Raw genomic sequence first — 16178 nt, 5'->3', positions numbered from 1 at the left:
ACTGGCATGTCAGACGAACTGAAGTATCTGAGCGATCGCGTGGTGCGTGGCCTCATGGACCGTCGCGCCTTCATGGGACGCGCCGCGGCACTGGGTGCCGGCGCGACGCTCGCGGGCTCCATGCTGTCCAGCGCGGCCTTTGCCGCCGGACCGCAGAAAGGCGGCATCCTGAAGGCCGGCATGGTCGGCGGCGAGTCCACCAACAGCCTCGACCCCGCGACCTTTGCCAGCCAGGTGCCCTTCGCATTCGGTCACTCCTGGGGTGACACGCTGGTCGAGACCTCGCCCACCGGTGGTGTCGTCAATCGTCTGGCGGAGGAGATCAGCGCGACGGCAGACGCACGGGTCTGGACGTTCAAGATCCGCTCCGGCGTGACCTTCCACAACGGCAAGACCCTGACCGCCGCCGACGTGGTCGCGACCCTGCAGCGCCATTCGGGTGAGGAAACCAAGTCCGGCGCGCTGGGCATCATGCGCGGCATCGAGACCATCAGCCAGGACGGCAACAACGTCGTCGTGGCCCTGAAGAACCCGAACGCCGACCTGCCCTATCTGATGGCCGACTATCATCTGATCATCCAGCCGAACGGCGGCATGGATGCACCGGATGCCGGCATCGGCACCGGCCCCTACAAGGTCGTGGTGAACGAGCCCGGCGTGCGTTACGTCGGTGAGCGCTTCGCGGACTACTGGGATGCGCCGAACCGCGGCCATGCGGATCAGATCGAGATCATCGTCATCAATGACGCCACGGCCCGCACAGCGGCGCTGCAGGGCGGCCAGGTGCACATAATCAACCGCGTCGAACCGAAGATCGTCGATCTGGTGAAGCGGGTGCCGGGCGTCACGATCCAGAACGTCGGCGGTCGCGGCCACTATGTCTTCATCATGCATTGCAACACCGCGCCGTTCGACAACAACGACCTGCGGCTGGCGCTGAAGTACGCCATGGACCGGGGGCAGATGGTCGACAAGATCCTGCGCGGCTATGGCTCCATCGGCAACGACATGCCGATCAATGCCGCCTATCCGCTGTTCGACGAAGGGATCGAGCAGCGCACCTATGACCCGGACAAGGCGAAGTTCCACTTCAAGAAGTCCGGCCATGACGGACCGGTGCTGCTGCGCACGTCCGACGTGGCCTTCCCCGGTGCGGTGGATGCCTCCCAGCTGTTCCAGGAAAGCTGCCAGAAGGCCGGTATCACGCTGGAAATCAAGCGGGAGCCGGGTGACGGCTACTGGTCGGAAGTCTGGAACAAGCAGCCGTTCTGCACGTCCTACTGGGGCGGCCGTCCGACGCAGGACCAGATGTATTCCACCGCCTATCTGTCGAGCGCGGACTGGAACGACACCCGCTTCTTCAACGAACGCTTCGACAAGCTGCTGCTGGAAGCGCGGGCCGAGCTGGATCTGGCGAAGCGCAAGGAGCTCTATTCGGCCATGGGCACGATCGTCCGTGACGAGGGCGGCCTGATCACGCCGATGTTCAACGACTTCATCGACGCGGTTTCCGACAAGGTCGGTGGCTACAAGGTGGATCCGGGTGCGGAGCTGATGAACGGCATGGCGCTGTCCAAGACCTGGTTGGCCTGATCGGACGGGCAGTCCGGTGAGTCCCGCCATCGTGAAGTTGATTGCCCAGCGCCTGGCGCTGGGCATTCTCCTGCTTCTCGCGGTTTCGGTCCTGATCTTCGTTGGAACGGAACTGCTGCCCGGCGACGTGGCACAGGCGATCCTGGGCCAGACGGCCACACCGGAGGCCCTGGCCAACCTGCGGGCGGAACTGGGGCTGAACGATCCGTCCTATGTCCGTTACTTCGACTGGCTCGGTGGCGTTCTGACCGGCGATCTGGGTACAGCCCTGTCGAACGGCCAGAACATTTCCGAGGCACTGGGCAAGCGGCTGTCCAACACGCTGTTCCTGGCCATGTGGGCGGCCATCATCTCCGTCCCCATCGCCATCCTGCTGGGACTGGTGGCGGTGCAGCACCGCAACGGCTTCATCGACAAGCTGATCTCGGCGACGACGCTGACCTCCATCTCCCTGCCCGAATTCTTCATCGGCTACCTGCTGGTCTATTTCATCGCCGTGGAACTGCAGTGGTTCCCCAGCGTCTCCACCGTCTATGACGGCATGGGATTCGCCGACCGCATGTCGGCGATTGCCCTGCCCTGCGCGACGCTGACCCTGGTGGTGCTGGCGCACATGATGCGCATGACCCGCGCAGCGATCCTGAACGTCATGCAGTCGGCCTACATCGAGACAGCGGAACTGAAGGGGCTGAGTCCGTTCCGGATCATCCTCCGCCACGCCTTCCCCAATGCCATCGCGCCCATCGTCAACGTGGTGATGCTCAACCTCGCCTTCCTGGTGGTCGGCGTCGTGGTGGTGGAGGTGATCTTCGTCTATCCCGGCATGGGCCAGTATCTGGTGGATCACGTGTCGAAGCGTGACATCCCGGTGGTGCAGGCCTGCGGCATGATCTTCGCCGCCGTCTATATCTCGCTCAACATCGTCGCAGACATTGTCGCCATCATCGCCAATCCGCGCCTGCGACATCCGAAGTAGGGGCGGGACGCATGCTTGAACTCAGAACCATACCCTGGAGCGCCCGCATCGGACTGGTGCTGACCTTCACCTTCGTCTTCGTCGCGGTATTCGCGGACCTTGTGGCCCCCTATTCCAATACCGAGGTGGTGGGCGATGTCTGGGAGCCGGTGTTCGGCGAACACATCCTCGGCACGGACAATCTGGGGCGAGATCTGCTGTCGCGCATGATCTACGGCGCGCGCACCACCATCTTCGTGGCCGCCATGGCGACGGCACTGTCCTTCTCGCTCGGCTCCATCCTGGGATTCACCGCCGCCGTCATCGGCGGCATCGTCGATCAGGCCATGTCCCGTGCGGTGGATCTGCTGATGGCGATCCCGACGCTGATCTTCGCGCTGGTGGTGCTCTCGGTGCTGCCCGGCACCCTGATCGTGCTGATCCTGGTCATGGGTATACTGGACTCGACCCGCGTCTATCGTCTGGCGCGCGCCGTGGCTGTGGACATCACGGTCATGGACTTCGTCGAGGCCGCGCGGCTGCGTGGGGAGGGGCGGATCTGGATCATTTTCCGGGAGATCCTGCCCAATGCCCTGTCGCCGCTTGTGGCCGAACTCGGCCTGCGTTTCATCTTCGCGGTGCTGTTCCTGTCGGCCCTGTCATTCCTCGGCCTTGGCGTGCAGCCACCGGACGCGGACTGGGGCGGCATGGTGAAGGAGAACAAGGAAGGCATTGTCTTCGGCATTCCGGCAGCCCTGATCCCCGCCGCCGCCATCGCCGCACTCGCCATCTCCGTCAATCTGGTGGCCGACTGGGTGCTGAACCGCACCACGGACCTGAAGGGGGGCCGCGGCAATGGCTGATCCGGCTGACGAGACCCTGCTCGACATCCGCAACCTGCGGATCGAGGCGACAGTCTACCCGCCGGGCGAGGACCCGCATGACATCACCATCGTCGATGATGTCTCACTGACCCTGGGACGCGGTCGCGTGCTGGGCCTGATCGGGGAGTCCGGGGCCGGCAAGTCCACCATCGGCCTCTCCTCCATGGGCTATGGCCGGGGCGGCGTGCGCATCACCGGCGGTCAGGTGCTGCTGAACGGGCGAGACATTCTGAAGGGCGGCATGGCCGGACTGCGCGGCGTACGCGGGCGGGAGGTCTGCTATGTGGCCCAGTCCGCCGCCGCCGCCTTCAACCCGGCCCACAGGCTGATGGACCAGGTGACGGAGGCGGCGCTGAAACATGGCAGCGCCGACCGCCAGACTGTCCAGGCCCGCGCCATCGACCTGTTCGGACAGCTCGGCCTGCCGGACCCGGAGAACATCGGGCAGCGCTATCCGCACCAGGTCTCGGGCGGGCAGTTGCAGCGCGTGATGACGGCCATGGCGCTCGCCTCCGGACCCGACCTGATCGTGTTCGACGAACCCACCACCGCACTGGACGTGACCACCCAGATCGACGTTCTCGCCGCGATCAAGCTGGCGATCCGCAAGACCGGCGTCGCCGCGCTCTACATCTCCCATGATCTGGCCGTTGTCGCCCAGGTCTCCGACGAGATGATGGTGCTGCAGGGCGGCAAGCTGGTGGAGCATGGGGAGACCCGGCAGGTGATCGAGGCCCCGCGGGAGGAATATACCCGGGCACTGGTCTCCGTCCGCTCCATCCGGCACGAGGAAAAGCCGCCGTCGCCCGAACCGGTGCTGACCATCCGGGGCGTCACGGCGGCCTATCCGGGCACCGGTGTGGACGTGCTGCGCGACATCAATGTCGAGGTACATCCGGGCCAGACCCTGGCCGTGGTCGGCGAATCAGGTTCCGGCAAGTCAACGCTGGCGCGGGTCATCACCGGCCTGTTGCCGCCGCGGGCGGGCGAGGTGCAGTTCGCCGGACGCACCCTGTCGGCAGCGATGGAGAAGCGCAGCCGCGACGACCTGCGGGAACTGCAGATGATCTACCAGATGGCCGACGTGGCGATGAACCCGCGCCAGACCGTCCGCACCATCATCGGTCGCCCGCTGGAGTTCTACTTCGGCCTGCGCGGCAAGGAGAAGGAGCGCCGCATCGCGGAGCTGCTGGACGAGATCGAGATGGGCGAAGGCTTCATCGACCGCTATCCGGCGGAACTGTCGGGCGGCCAGAAGCAGCGCGTCTGCATCGCCCGCGCGCTGGCGGCCAAGCCCAACCTGATCATCTGCGACGAGGTGACGAGCGCCCTCGACCCACTGGTAGCCGACGGCATCCTGAAACTGCTGTTGAAGCTGCAGGCGGAAGAGCATGTGGCGTTCCTGTTCATCACCCACGATCTGGCCACCGTCCGCGCCATCGCCGATTCCATCGCCGTGATGTACCAGGGCGAGGTCGTGCGCTACGGCCCGAAGTCGGAGGTGCTCTCACCCCCCTTCGACGCCTATACCGACCTGCTGCTGTCGTCCGTGCCGGAAATGAAGCTCGGCTGGCTGGAAGAGGTCATCGAACACCGCCGCATGGAGAGCGCGGGCAACTGACCGTCCCTAGCTGCCGCCATCCAGCGGCAGGCCCAGCGCCTTGCGGGCGGCATCATCGCGCAGCCTGAAATCGGTTCCTTCCCATGCCGAGCCGCCGTCGCCACAGAGATGGACAGCGGCCCGGGCCACCCACTCGGGTGGAATGTGCACGTTCGGGTCGAGCTGGCTGACCGGATTGACACCGGAGGCCTTGATGGCGACCTGCATCTCCGTCGCCACGGTGCCGGGGCTGAGCCCGACCACGCGGATACCCTGCGGGCCAAATTCCTTCGCGGCACAGGCCGTCAGCGACAGCACCCCCGCCTTGCTGGCGCAATAGTGGCTCCAGCCCTCCAGCGCGCTGGTGGCGGCGCCGGAACTGATGTTGATCACCGTGCCCCCGCCGGCGGCGAGCATGGCGGGGATCGCCGCGCGCAGGCCGTGATAGGCACCCTTCAGATTGATATCGATGGCCTGGCCCCATGCCGCCGGATCGCTGTCGGCCAGCCGGGCGATGGGTTCGATGACCCCGGCATTGTTGATCAGCGCATCCAGCGCGCCGAATCGCGCCACGGCCTGCGAGACGGCACCCTCCACGTCCGCCCAGACGCTGACGTCACCACCGATCGCCAGCGCCTGACCGCCATCTGCCTCGATCTCCGCCGCAAGCGCCTCCAGCGACGTCGCGCTGCGCGCCAGCAGGACCACGCTCGCCCCCTCCGCCGCAAAGCCGCGGGCCATCGCGGCACCGATGCCACGGCTCGCGCCTGTGATCAGGACGGTCCTGTTCTTCATGCTGGTCATCATGGTTTCTCCGATCTGTGGGCAGGTGCAGTCTGACATGACCTGGTTCCCGAGCTTGATATTTGATGATCATCCGGGGATAAAGAGCTTGCTACACACATGAATGATGCGAATTCTGCATCAATGGACACACGACTGCTGACTGCTTTCCTGCAGGTCGTGCGCAGCGGCAGCTTCACGGCGGCTGCGCGCGAACTGGATCAGGACCCGTCTTCGGTATCGCGCTCGGTTGCCGCGCTGGAGGCAGAGATCGGGACAAGGCTGTTTCAGCGCAGCACGCGCCGCATCGCCCTGACGGATGCCGGACGCCGCTACGCCGACCGGGTCGAGCCGGTCCTCGCGGAGCTGGCCCAGGCGCGGGAGGAAGCCGCCACCGGCAACGCCGAACCGGAGGGGCCGCTGCGTCTCGGGGCCTCGGTCGCATTCGGGCAAGCCTGTATCGTTCCCCTGTTGCCGGAAATCAGGGCACGGTTTCCGGGGATCGAGCTTGACCTGAGCCTGACGGACAGCAACAGCGATCTCGTCGCCGAGCAGATCGATCTGGCGGTCCGGCTCGCCCCCGAGGTCAGGGGCGACATGGTCGTCACGCGGCTGATGCCAACCCGGTATCATGCCTGCGCCAGCCCGGACCACCTGCGCCGTCTGCCGGTCCCGGCCCGACCGGAGGGGCTGACCGAACATCCCTGCCTCTGTTTCGACCTGCCGGACTATCGCGCCACCTGGCGGTTCCGCAGCCCGGGCGGCGAGGAGGCGCAGGTGACGATCCAGCCCGCCATGACCATCTCCAGCGCGCTGGCGCTGCATGCGGCGACCCGGCTGGGGCTCGGGGTGGCGCTGCTGCCCGACTGGCTGATCGGCGACGATCTGGCGACTGGCCGGCTGACCGACCTGTGGCCGGACCGCCTGGCCACGGCCACCAGCTTCGACACGGCTGCCTGGCTGGTCTATCCCAGCCGCAGCTTCCTGCCCCGGCGCACGCGGGTCATGATCGACTTCCTGAAGGAGCGGCTGGGACGAGCGGATCAGTAGCCCCGGCCGGGATCCCTGACGTGGGTCTTCATCGGTTCCCCGGCCTCGAAGGCCCGGACGTTCTCCGCGAACAGGCGACTGATGCCGCCCATGTAGTCGGGGAAGCCGCCCGCGACATGCGGGGTGATGATCAGGTTCGGCGCGGTCCAGAGCGGGTTGTCGGACGGCAGCGGTTCCTGCTCGAACACATCCAGCGCGGCACCGGACAGGTGCCCCTCCTCCAGCAGGCGGATCAGGGCGGGTTCATCCACCAGACCGCCGCGACCGAGATTGATCAGGCTGGCACCGGGTTTCATGCGGCGCATCATCGGCTCGTCCAGCACATAGCGGGTCTCTTCGGTCAGCGGCAGGATGCAGACGACCACATCCGACTCGGCCACGATCTCCGCCGTGCGGTCCGCGCCGACCACTTTGTCGACGCCCGGTACGTCGCGCGGCTGGCGCTGCGTGCCGATCACCCGCATCCCCAGCGCCCCGGCCTTTTGCGCGAAGGATTCGCCGATCCGGCCCAGCCCCAGGATGCCGATGGTGGACCCCGCCGCCGTACCGGGCATGAACTGACGCCAGGTCGATGCGCGGTGGCCCGTGTTGGCCCAGTCCAGGCGCTTGATCAGCATCAGGGTCAGGGTCAGGGCGAATTCCCCCATTGTCCCCGCCGCCAGCCCCGCCGCGTTGCAGACAACGGTTTCCTTGCGCAACCCGTCCAGCGGCATCAGGTGGTCGATCCCGGCCCCGAAGCTCTGCAGCAGGCGCAGCTTGCCCGCCTTCGCCCAGTGGCCGCGCGGCGGTTTCAGCGCCATCAGGAACTCCGCCTCCGGCAGACCGGCGACGAAGGCGGCATCATCGTCCAGACGGATGATCTCGGCGCCGGGGAAGTTCTCCGCCAGCGGTCCGACGACCCGGTCGTTGAACTTGGAGAAGACGTGGATCCGATCCGGCATCAGGAGGCTACCTTCAGGTCGGAGGGCTTGGCCGTGCCACCGCGCAACAACCTGCCCGGAAGGGCATCCGTCGCATTGCCTTCGCGGCGGATGATCTGGCCGGAGACGATGGTGGCGTCATAGCCGCTGGCGCGCTGCATCAGCCGCCGCCCGCCCGCGGGCAGGTCGTAGAGCACTTCCGGCGCGTGCAGGGTCAGGTTGGCATAGTCGATGACGTTGAGATCGGCCTTCATGCCCGGCGCCACCAGCCCGCGGTCGAACAGGCCCACGGCCTCCGCCGTGTCGCGGCACTGGGCCTTCACCACCCATTCCAGCGGCAGCTTCGGCCCCCGCGTGCGGTCGCGGGTCCAGAGCGTCAGCATCGAGGTCGGGAAGCTGCCGTCGCAGATCAGCCCGACATGCGCGCCGCCATCCCCCAGTCCGGGAATGGTATGGGCATCGGTCAGCATCCGGTAGCTCGGGTCCAGGTCATATCCGGCATAGTTCAGGAACGGCACATAGACCATGCCCCGACCGTCCTTGGCCGAAAGGGCCTCCCAGACCAGCAACTGCGGCGGCACACCGCGCGCACGGGCGCGGGCACCCAGGCTGTCGCCCACCTCCGGTTCGTAGTTCGGCGCGTCGCCCAGCACGAACATGTTGTCGAAATCGGCCAGCACGTGGCGGGCGAAACCCTTCGCCGCCTCCGGCCCCTCCGCCAGCAGCCGGTCGCGCATCGCCGGGTCGGTGGCGGCCTTCAGCCGCTCCGCCACCGGCAGATCGGCAATCGCCTTCCAGGACGGATAGTCGGAGAAGGGGTTCATGGTCAGCTCGAAGCCCAGCAGGATCCCGACCGGGCGGCCACAGACCTGGGCGCGCATGGGCAGCCCCTCCTGCTCCGCCGCGCGACCGATCAGGTCCAGCGTGTCACGCCAGGCATTGGGCCAGCGCGGGTTCTGGGCGACGGAGATCGACATGGGGCGGCCCGATTCCCGCACCATGCGCCTGAAGATGGCGAACTCCTCCTCCTGGTGCTTCAGGTCGGAGACCATCTGCAGCACACCGCGTCCCGCCGCGCCGAGCCCGTTGGCGATGCCGACCAGCTCGTCGGCTTCGGCATTCACGGTCGGCGTCGGCTGGCCGTCACTGGTGCGGTGGTTCAGGGTACGGGAGGTGGAGAACCCCAGCGCCCCGGCCTCGACCCCCTGCCGCGCCAGTCGCGCCATCTCGGCGATATCCTCGGCCGTTGCCGGTTCCCGGTTGGCGCCGCGCTCGCCCATCACATAGACCCGCAGCGCGCCATGCGGCACCTGGGCGCCGAAATCAATGTCGTGCGGCACGGCTTCGAGGGCGTTCAGATAGTCGGGAAAGCTCTCCCAGTTCCAGTCCAGCCCCTCCGCCAGCACCGCGCCGGGAATGTCCTCGACGCCTTCCATCAGCCGGATCAGCCGGTCGTGGTCCTCCACCCGGCAGGGCGCGAAACCGACACCGCAATTGCCCATCAGCACGGTGGTGACGCCATGCAGGGAGGATGGGGTCAGATGCTGGTCCCAGCTCGCCTGACCATCATAGTGGGTGTGAATGTCGACGAAGCCCGGGGTGACGATACGGTCACGGGCGTCGATCTCTTCCCGACCGGAACCGGTGACGGTGCCGACCTGGGTAATGCGTCCGTCGCTGACGGCCACATCGGCCTGCCGTGGTTCGCTGCCGGTGCCGTCAACCAGAGTGCCGCCGCGCAGCACCAGATCATGTTCGTTCGCCATGTCGCTCGCCTCCCCGAAATGCCGGACCATTGATCCGTGCCGGGGGACGCTGCGTCAAGTGCCGAGGGTGCAGGCCAGAGACCCGATCAACCCGATCAGGCTTCGCCGACGCACTCCATCAGGGCTGCATCCACGGCCTCCTGCGCGCTCTTGCCCCCCCAGAGGACAAGCTGCACTGCCGGGTAGAAGCGTTCGCACTCGGAGAAGGCGATCTCGAACAGCATCTCCAGCGGGTCCAGCTCCAGATCGGCGTCGCGGCCCAGCAGCAGGGTATGGCGGAACAGCAGCAACTGCTCGTCCGCCCACAGGTCGAAATGGCCGACACTCATCTTCTCGTTGGCCAGCACCAGCAGGGCATGCAGCTCCGCATGCTTGCCCGCGGGGAACTTGTTGCCGAAGACGCAGGCGAAATGCAGCCCGCCGATCTCCGGCCGCCAGGAAACCCAGACGTTGAAGTCACACCACTTGCCGGTCACGACCACCGCAAGCTCGTCCTCGCCGGTGCGTTCCGATGCCCATTCGTTGGCATCGATGAACGCTTCGACGAAATCGAGCGGATTGGTGACAGTGGGGTCGGCGAGTTCGATCATCATGCCCATGGCGACCGTCCTCCGATCCGTGACCGGGATGAGCCCGTCATCCAACGGTCACATGTTGTGCGCGCAGCGAATCAACGCGCTAGATAGAGGCTACGGAGTGCCAGGAGTCCCCGTCAAGCGGGGAAAGCCGGATCAGGCTTCGGGGGCGGACTTTTTTGCGGCGGCGGGTGACTTGCGGCGCGGCGCGGGCTTTGCCTTCTTCAGGGCGGCGAGTTCCGTCTTCAGATCAGCCAGCTCTGCCGCCAGCCGCTCGTTCTCCAGCCGGGCCTCTGCCGCCATCTCGCGCACGGTCTCGAAGCTTTCCCGGTCCACCAGGTCCATGTCGGCCAGGATCCGCTCCAGCCGTGTGCGGACAAGCCCCTCCATCTCGTCGCGCGCGCCCTGGAAGGTGCCGGCGGCGGATGTCATCAGGCGGGACAGGTCGTCGAACAGCGGATTGCGGGTCTGCATCGGTGCCTCCTGTGGTTACCGAACCCCAGACATGGCATCGACCCGCGCCCTGAACCAGTGAGCGGATTGTCGCCCTTCCCCTCCGTGCACCATCCGCGTTGCGTGAAATGCACCGGCGCATTTCACGCATTCAGCAGGCCGTTCCACGCAAGGCAACTTTCCCTGACCGTCCTTCGCGCCAGGGTGTCGGCAGTTGGTTTCAGAAAAGGGAGAGACACATGGAACAACTGCATGTCACGGTCGCCATCATCGCCATCCTGATCGGCGTGATCCAGATTGTCCGGCGCAAGCGGGGCCGCGCCCACCGTCTGCTGGGCCGTGCCTGGGTGGCCGCGATGGCGGTGGCGGCGCTCAGTTCCTTCTTCCTGCGGGACATGACAGGGGGCTTCAATTATCTGCACGGGCTGGCCGTCTTCATGCTGGTCAATCTGGCGCTGGGTGTCTGGCGCGCACGCCAGGGGCGCCATACCGAACACGCGCTGTTCATGATCAACACATGGGGTGGACTGGTCACGGCCGGATGGATGGCCGCCGCACGGCACGGACTGGATCTGCCTTCCGGTGTCCATGCGTCGATCCTCGCCGCCTTCTGGACCATCCTGATCGTGGCGACCATCCCGCTGCACCGCCAGGCCGTCCGCAACCGGGGACGACGGCAGACATTGGTAAGGTCTAGCCGCGCCTGAAGATGCGGTAGAGGCTGGGGGCCAGGATCACGACAATGGCGATGCGGAAGACATGCATGGTGCTGACGAAGGCGGTGTCGATGCCCAGCGCCAGGGCGATCAGAGACATTTCCGCCAGACCGCCCGGTGACAAGACAAGTGCCATGGCTTCCGGCTGCACCCCGATCATGTCGCTGAACAGCAGCATGGCGATGATGGCGAGCCCCAGCAGCATCAGGGTCGTCACGAAGGCGGTGCGCACGGTCTGCCAGACCAGCGAGAGGGCCGTGCCGGCGAACCGGCACCCCACGGAGGCCCCCAGCACAAGCTGCCCGGCGGCAACGGCAATCGGGGGTGGTGTGACATAGGTCAGGCCCAGCAGATGCGCGACGGCGGACACCACCATCGGTCCGACCAGCGCCGCCGCGGGAATGCGGCACAGCCTTGCCAGCGGCCATCCGATCACGGCGCAGGCCACAAGGATCAGCCAGTCCTGGACCTGTGGCACCACCCCTGCCTTCGGCGGCATCATGGCCGGGACATCGACATCCATCACCAGCCGGAACCAGAAGGGAATGATCAGCACGATCAGCAGCACGCGCGTTGTGTGTACCAGCGACACCCGGCGCGGATCGCCGCCCAGTGCCTCACTGGCCAGCACCATCTCGCTCAGGCCGCCGGGGGTGGAGGCGAAATAGCTGGTGACCGGATCGAACTTCGCCACCCGGCGCAGGTAGATGTAGACGATGCCGCTGCCGATCACGATGTAGACGAACAGCACCAGCAGGGCCTGCGCCCACTGGACGGCGCGGTCGATGACTTCGGGCGAGAAGGCACTGCCCAGGAACACCCCCAGGATGGCGACCATCACGCCACGGAACCGCTTCTCCACCACGGGTGTCTGACCGGAAAGGGCCAGGATGGAGACGAACACCATCGAGCCCATCATCCAGGCCAGCGGCATGGCAAGCGCGAAGAACAGGCCGCCGCCCAGGGCACCGACCCCCAGGGCCATCGCCTGATCGCGCAGGCTGGCCTTGGGCACGGGTTCGGTTGTCGTCCCGGTCACGGAGCGGTCATTCCACGGACGGCCGTGCGTCATGACCGACAATGCGACCAAGCCGGACAGCCGTCTGTCCCGCCACCAGCCTTCGCGACGGCATGATCAGGACGCAGTTGTCATGGGGGGTGCGGATCGGCTTTCCCGCCTCCTCCGCGATCACGGTTCCGGCACGGGGAATGGTGGCAAGGCTCTCGTAGGCCTCGACGAAGCGGAAGCCGTCGCGCCCGGTCCGGGTGACCGTGATGCGCTCCGTCACCTCGATCACCTTCGACGGCGCGTGCCGGCGGAACGGCGCGATGCGCGCCGCCGTGTCCCGGTCAATGCTGCCGACGGCCAGCAGGAAGCGGGCCGCGATCTCGATCGCGTTCTCCGCCGCCGCCGGACTCTGGTGCTGGCCGCACTCTGCCAGCAGGGCGATCTCCGTCGCCGCCGGATCGGCAAAGGCGCCATGATCGCGCAGCCGCCGTCCCGACGCGTGGCCGCTGTCGGCGATGACCAGGCGGGGAAAGCCCATCCCGATGGCCAGATGCTGCCCGCGCCGGGTCATGCCGCTGAGCATCAGCGACTCGCCGCCCGACTGCATGGAATGGATGTCCAGCAGACGGGTGGCGCCTGTCACCAGTGGACGGATGGCCCGTGCGCGCGCCAGTTCCACACTGTTGCGCGGCCCGTCCAGCGTGGTGTGATCCCAGACGCGGTTCATGTCCTCGTCCACGAACCTGGCCCGTGTGGGTACCTTGGTGTCGTAGGTCGCATAGGCCGCAACATTGGCGAAACAGAACGTCAGGGATCCCTTACGCGGCCTGATCCCCAGATCGAGCAGCCGCTTCAGGGCATGGGCGCCACAAAGCTCGTTGCCATGTACCAGCCCCAGCACGACCACATCCTCACCCGCACGACCGCTTTCGAAGCGATGGGCATGACTGACACCCAGGTTGCCCCGGGCATAGGCCGAGATATCGACGGGCTGGAGCAGGTCCAGGCCCTGGGGGCTGTTCATGTGATGCGATCCGATGGTGCGCGGGCGACAGGGTTACCTATCACCCGGGCTGGTTTGCGTCCACGGGTCCCCTGCGCCGGGCAACAATTCGCTGCCGCACCGCCGGGGTTGGCTCGGCCTCCGACACATCCTCGAAAGCCACCACATCCAGTTCCGGGCGCACATGGTCGATCAGTTCGTTTCGCCGCAGCAGGAAATCCGGATTGCGGGGGCGGCCCAGCACCTCGTTCCCCCGCGCGAAGGTCTCGTAGAGCAACAGGCCGCCGGGCGCGACGCAGCGGACCAGCGCGGGAAACAGCGGTCGCCACAGGTAGTTGGTCACCACCACCCGGTCGAAGCGCCGGTCCGCCAGTGGCCAGTCCCCACCTTCCAGGTCGGCCTGCAGGACTGAAACGCCTGCCTGACCGGCCAGATCGGCAAGCGGTTCGATGTCGATATCGACCGCGGTCACGGAATAGCCCAGCGCCAGCCCCAGCCGCGCATGCCGCCCGCGTCCCGCAGCCAGATCCAGCAGGGTCTCGCCTGCCGACGCACGCGGCAGATGGCGCACGATCCAGGGGGACGGGGGCGAGGTCTCGGGACCATGCATGTCACTCAATTCCCTTGCGGCATGGCGTGTCTGCCGCCATGTAACTGCGATACAGCAAAACATCTCCGGCAGGATTTGCACGACCATGATCCGCTTTGACCTGAAATGCACGGACAACCACGTCTTCGAAGGCTGGTTCGGGTCAAGTGCGGATTACGAGTCCCAGAAGGAGCGCGGGTTGCTGGAGTGCCCGATCTGCGGCGACGGGCGGATCGGGAAGGCCCCGATGGCGCCCAACGTCGCCTCCCGCAAGGATTTCGGCAACCCTGCGCCGGTCCCGATTCCGACCGGTTCGCCGCCGGAACCGGTCACGGCAGGCGAGAGCGATGTGGAGATCACACCGGCCAGGATGGTCGCCATGCTGCGTACCCTGCGCCGCCATGTGGAACAGAATGCCGACCATGTGGGACCTAAGTTCGCCGAGGAAGCCCGCAAGATCCACTATGGCGAGGCGGAAGAACGCGGCATCTACGGCGAAGCGACGCCGGACGAGGTCGAGGAACTGCGGGACGAGGGCATAGAGATCGGCTCCATCCCCTGGCTGCCTGACAACGACCACTGATCTGCTGACCCTCCGCGCAGGCGGAGGACCGGGGACATCATCTCCGGCGCAGGCCGTCGATGGACAGCGAGCCGGCGCCATTGGCAAAGACAATGCCCAGCCCGCCGGCTATCGCCAGGTTCTTCAGGAACATGATCACCTGCATCGGGTCACCGAACTTCGCGTGGACCAGCAGTGCCGTCAGCAGGGTGAATCCCCCCAGCAGAAACGCCATAAGACGCGTCAGAAAGCCGAGCAGCAGCAGCGATCCGCAGCCCACTTCGGTAATGATCACGACAATCGCCAGCTCGCCGGGAATTCCCTCGGCCTCGATGTAGCGCGCCGCGCCCTCCATGTCGCTGAGCCCGTGAATCCCCGACAGGATGAACATGGCGGACAGCAGGATGCGACCGATCAGATCGGCCAGCGGAGAGAGAACAGTGATCACGACAGGATCCCTTCAGGCGTTTCCGCGCCAAGCCTACAGCAGACCATGGCCGGAGGGAATCAGGCCGCCCCGGGCGTCATCAGCCAGAGTCATCCACTGCCTGATCGCATCACCGGCCTGCTCCCCCACCCGGCCGCCCACGAGAGTATCCTTAGGGGTGGCCGGGTGGGGGAGTGGGCCGGTGCCGATTCCATCAATTGTTGGATCGATCTACCCGAGTGCCGCCAGCACCCGCGCCGCCACGGCCTCCGGCACCCATCCGGACCAGACCCCGACCTGTCGGCGCAGGAACCAGTCCGCTGTCCCGGCCGCTGTCAGGCCGTAGAGCCGCTGATGCGCCAGCACCTCGGATACCAGCGCGCTGCTGGTGTGATAGCGCCGGAGGAAGGCCACCAGCGAAGGTGCTTCCGCCATCAGCCCGGCCTGCACACCCACACTGACATGCGACTGCGGATAGGCCGTCGCCTGCGCCGGCCGGCGGCTCGACATCATCGCCTGCCATATCTCCGGATCGTGCGCCGGTTCCTCCAGCCGGACCAGGTCATAGGTGCCCAATACCCAGGTCGGTGCCCAGTAATAGGCGAGAAAGGGGCGCTTGCGCCGGTAGTTCTCGCCGATGGCCTCAGCCAGGGCATCCCCGTTCGCGGGCCGGAAATTGGTGAAGGCATCGGCCAGACCATAGGCGTGCAGCTTGCGGGTGTTCACCGCCTCGCAGGCCCAGCCGAGACTGCAGTTGTAGAACCGCCCCTTGTGGCGCTGCTCGGGATCGCTGAACAGATCCTTGTGGCGGGGCAGGTCCGATACGGCCTTCAGGTCCGACGCCGGGGCATCCGGCCCCTGCACCAGCCAGGCCGGCACGTACCAGCCCTGGCTCGCATCATCGAAGTTGATGCCCAGTTCCACGACCTTGCCCGTCTGCACTGCATCCGCCCACTGGTCCGGGAAGTTGGCCTTCCAGACCTCCATGGTCACATCCAGCCTGCCGGCCTTCATCGCATTGAAGAGGGGCAGCGTGGCCCCGGTGAGAACGTCGGTGGTACAGCCGAACCCGGTCTCGACGATGCGCCGGACGACCGCCACGTGAAAGGCATTCGACGCCCAGGGCAGGTCCGCCATGACCAGCGGCCGGTCCAGTTCGCAGACCGGATCGGGCTGTGCCAAGGCCTGTCGCGGCACCGTCACGAGCAGCGCAAGCACGGCAACGGCCTGCGCAAGTCGCCATATGGGGCGCACCATCGCGCCTGCTGTTCCCACAATCCGCTCCTGTCATCA

General features: G+C 66.4%; 17 protein-coding genes. 7 read left to right on the top strand and 10 right to left on the bottom strand.

The window, feature by feature from the left end; all coding sequences use genetic code 11:
- The first annotated feature begins 6 nt into the window (after nucleotides 1-6).
- The 4 genes from QGV55_RS18670 to QGV55_RS18655 are packed head-to-tail and all read left to right on the top strand — an operon-like array spanning nucleotide 7 to nucleotide 5053.
- The gene (locus QGV55_RS18670; RefSeq protein WP_281019129.1) at nucleotides 7-1593 is read left to right on the top strand and encodes an ABC transporter substrate-binding protein; all 1587 of its coding nucleotides are present in this window, start codon (nucleotides 7-9) and stop codon (nucleotides 1591-1593) included.
- A 16-nt stretch (nucleotides 1594-1609) separates the two neighbouring features.
- On the top strand, nucleotides 1610-2569 hold the full coding sequence (locus QGV55_RS18665) for an ABC transporter permease (protein WP_348637644.1): 960 nt from the start codon (nucleotides 1610-1612) through the stop codon (nucleotides 2567-2569).
- A gap of 11 nt (nucleotides 2570-2580) precedes the next feature.
- Nucleotides 2581-3411, top strand: coding sequence for an ABC transporter permease (locus QGV55_RS18660; protein ID WP_281019131.1), 831 nt, complete (start codon nucleotides 2581-2583; stop codon nucleotides 3409-3411).
- Nucleotides 3404-5053: an ABC transporter ATP-binding protein gene (locus tag QGV55_RS18655; RefSeq protein WP_281019132.1), complete on the top strand. Its 1650-nt coding sequence runs from the start codon at nucleotides 3404-3406 to the stop codon at nucleotides 5051-5053. The genes QGV55_RS18660 and QGV55_RS18655 overlap by 8 nt, the downstream gene beginning before the upstream one ends.
- A 6-nt stretch (nucleotides 5054-5059) precedes the next feature.
- Here QGV55_RS18655 and QGV55_RS18650 read toward each other — a convergent pair whose 3' ends face one another.
- On the bottom strand, nucleotides 5060-5836 hold the full coding sequence (locus QGV55_RS18650) for an SDR family oxidoreductase (RefSeq protein ID WP_281019133.1): 777 nt from the start codon (nucleotides 5834-5836) through the stop codon (nucleotides 5060-5062).
- A 123-nt stretch (nucleotides 5837-5959) separates the two neighbouring features.
- Here QGV55_RS18650 and QGV55_RS18645 point away from each other — a divergent pair, with 123 nt between their 5' ends.
- Nucleotides 5960-6865, top strand: a complete 906-nt coding sequence (locus QGV55_RS18645) for a LysR family transcriptional regulator (RefSeq protein ID WP_281019134.1) — start codon at nucleotides 5960-5962, stop codon at nucleotides 6863-6865.
- Here the strand turns inward: QGV55_RS18645 and QGV55_RS18640 are convergent.
- From QGV55_RS18640 to QGV55_RS18625, 4 genes are all read right to left on the bottom strand, one after another.
- The gene (locus QGV55_RS18640) at nucleotides 6859-7806 is read right to left on the bottom strand and encodes a D-2-hydroxyacid dehydrogenase (RefSeq protein ID WP_281019135.1); all 948 of its coding nucleotides are present in this window, start codon (nucleotides 7804-7806) and stop codon (nucleotides 6859-6861) included. The two genes, QGV55_RS18645 and QGV55_RS18640, sit on opposite strands and share 7 nt — an antisense overlap.
- Nucleotides 7806-9551: an amidohydrolase family protein gene (locus tag QGV55_RS18635; RefSeq protein WP_281019136.1), complete on the bottom strand. Its 1746-nt coding sequence runs from the start codon at nucleotides 9549-9551 to the stop codon at nucleotides 7806-7808. Before QGV55_RS18635 ends, QGV55_RS18640 begins: the two co-directional genes overlap by 1 nt.
- A gap of 95 nt (nucleotides 9552-9646) precedes the next feature.
- Nucleotides 9647-10150, bottom strand: coding sequence for a YbjN domain-containing protein (locus tag QGV55_RS18630; protein WP_281019137.1), 504 nt, complete (start codon nucleotides 10148-10150; stop codon nucleotides 9647-9649).
- A 132-nt stretch (nucleotides 10151-10282) separates the two neighbouring features.
- Entirely contained in the window at nucleotides 10283-10600 is a 318-nt protein-coding gene (locus QGV55_RS18625) for an accessory factor UbiK family protein (protein WP_281019138.1), read from the bottom strand.
- Nucleotides 10601-10818: 218 nt separating this feature from the next.
- On the opposite strand from QGV55_RS18625, the gene QGV55_RS18620 reads away from it, so the two are divergent.
- The gene (locus tag QGV55_RS18620) at nucleotides 10819-11286 is read left to right on the top strand and encodes a DUF2306 domain-containing protein (protein ID WP_281019139.1); all 468 of its coding nucleotides are present in this window, start codon (nucleotides 10819-10821) and stop codon (nucleotides 11284-11286) included.
- Here QGV55_RS18620 and QGV55_RS18615 read toward each other — a convergent pair.
- From QGV55_RS18615 to QGV55_RS18605, 3 genes are read right to left on the bottom strand one after another with little or no spacing between them, the layout of a single operon-like run.
- The gene (locus QGV55_RS18615; RefSeq protein WP_281019140.1) at nucleotides 11273-12334 is read right to left on the bottom strand and encodes an AbrB family transcriptional regulator; all 1062 of its coding nucleotides are present in this window, start codon (nucleotides 12332-12334) and stop codon (nucleotides 11273-11275) included. The two genes, QGV55_RS18620 and QGV55_RS18615, sit on opposite strands and share 14 nt — an antisense overlap.
- A 7-nt stretch (nucleotides 12335-12341) precedes the next feature.
- A complete protein-coding gene (locus tag QGV55_RS18610) occupies nucleotides 12342-13328 on the bottom strand; it encodes a succinylglutamate desuccinylase/aspartoacylase family protein (protein ID WP_281019141.1) in 987 nt (328 codons plus the stop codon).
- 40 nt (nucleotides 13329-13368) lie between these two features.
- Nucleotides 13369-13917: a class I SAM-dependent methyltransferase gene (locus tag QGV55_RS18605; RefSeq protein WP_281019142.1), complete on the bottom strand. Its 549-nt coding sequence runs from the start codon at nucleotides 13915-13917 to the stop codon at nucleotides 13369-13371.
- A gap of 85 nt (nucleotides 13918-14002) precedes the next feature.
- On the opposite strand from QGV55_RS18605, the gene QGV55_RS18600 reads away from it, so the two are divergent.
- Complete coding sequence (locus QGV55_RS18600) at nucleotides 14003-14479, top strand: DUF1178 family protein (RefSeq protein WP_281019143.1); 477 nt, start codon at nucleotides 14003-14005, stop codon at nucleotides 14477-14479.
- A 37-nt stretch (nucleotides 14480-14516) separates the two neighbouring features.
- On the opposite strand, the gene QGV55_RS18595 is transcribed toward QGV55_RS18600, so the two are convergent.
- Complete coding sequence (locus QGV55_RS18595) at nucleotides 14517-14906, bottom strand: DoxX family protein (protein WP_281019144.1); 390 nt, start codon at nucleotides 14904-14906, stop codon at nucleotides 14517-14519.
- 210 nt (nucleotides 14907-15116) lie between these two features.
- Nucleotides 15117-16142: an ABC transporter substrate-binding protein gene (locus QGV55_RS18590; protein ID WP_281019145.1), complete on the bottom strand. Its 1026-nt coding sequence runs from the start codon at nucleotides 16140-16142 to the stop codon at nucleotides 15117-15119.
- Nucleotides 16143-16178 lie beyond the last annotated feature (36 nt).

Source organism: Minwuia sp. IMCC3009 (assembly GCF_029909415.1).
Lineage (GTDB): Bacteria > Pseudomonadota > Alphaproteobacteria > Minwuiales > Minwuiaceae > Minwuia.
Note: the sequence above shows the minus strand (reverse complement) of the source record. Positions and strands in the feature narration are given on the sequence as shown.

What these genes read in the sequence shown, in the direction of transcription:
- QGV55_RS18670 (WP_281019129.1), top strand. Translation starts at nt 7, where the DNA reads ATGTCAGACGAACTGAAGTATCTGAGCGATCGCGTGGTGCGTGGCCTC.
- QGV55_RS18660 (WP_281019131.1), top strand. Translation starts at nt 2,581, where the DNA reads ATGCTTGAACTCAGAACCATACCCTGGAGCGCCCGCATCGGACTGGTG.
- QGV55_RS18655 (WP_281019132.1), top strand. Translation starts at nt 3,404, where the DNA reads ATGGCTGATCCGGCTGACGAGACCCTGCTCGACATCCGCAACCTGCGG.
- QGV55_RS18650 (WP_281019133.1), bottom strand. Translation starts at nt 5,836, where the DNA reads ATGACCAGCATGAAGAACAGGACCGTCCTGATCACAGGCGCGAGCCGT.
- QGV55_RS18645 (WP_281019134.1), top strand. Translation starts at nt 5,960, where the DNA reads ATGGACACACGACTGCTGACTGCTTTCCTGCAGGTCGTGCGCAGCGGC.
- QGV55_RS18640 (WP_281019135.1), bottom strand. Translation starts at nt 7,806, where the DNA reads ATGCCGGATCGGATCCACGTCTTCTCCAAGTTCAACGACCGGGTCGTC.
- QGV55_RS18635 (WP_281019136.1), bottom strand. Translation starts at nt 9,551, where the DNA reads ATGGCGAACGAACATGATCTGGTGCTGCGCGGCGGCACTCTGGTTGAC.
- QGV55_RS18630 (WP_281019137.1), bottom strand. Translation starts at nt 10,150, where the DNA reads ATGGGCATGATGATCGAACTCGCCGACCCCACTGTCACCAATCCGCTC.
- QGV55_RS18625 (WP_281019138.1), bottom strand. Translation starts at nt 10,600, where the DNA reads ATGCAGACCCGCAATCCGCTGTTCGACGACCTGTCCCGCCTGATGACA.
- QGV55_RS18620 (WP_281019139.1), top strand. Translation starts at nt 10,819, where the DNA reads ATGGAACAACTGCATGTCACGGTCGCCATCATCGCCATCCTGATCGGC.
- QGV55_RS18610 (WP_281019141.1), bottom strand. Translation starts at nt 13,328, where the DNA reads ATGAACAGCCCCCAGGGCCTGGACCTGCTCCAGCCCGTCGATATCTCG.
- QGV55_RS18605 (WP_281019142.1), bottom strand. Translation starts at nt 13,917, where the DNA reads ATGCATGGTCCCGAGACCTCGCCCCCGTCCCCCTGGATCGTGCGCCAT.
- QGV55_RS18600 (WP_281019143.1), top strand. Translation starts at nt 14,003, where the DNA reads ATGATCCGCTTTGACCTGAAATGCACGGACAACCACGTCTTCGAAGGC.
- QGV55_RS18590 (WP_281019145.1), bottom strand. Translation starts at nt 16,142, where the DNA reads ATGGTGCGCCCCATATGGCGACTTGCGCAGGCCGTTGCCGTGCTTGCG.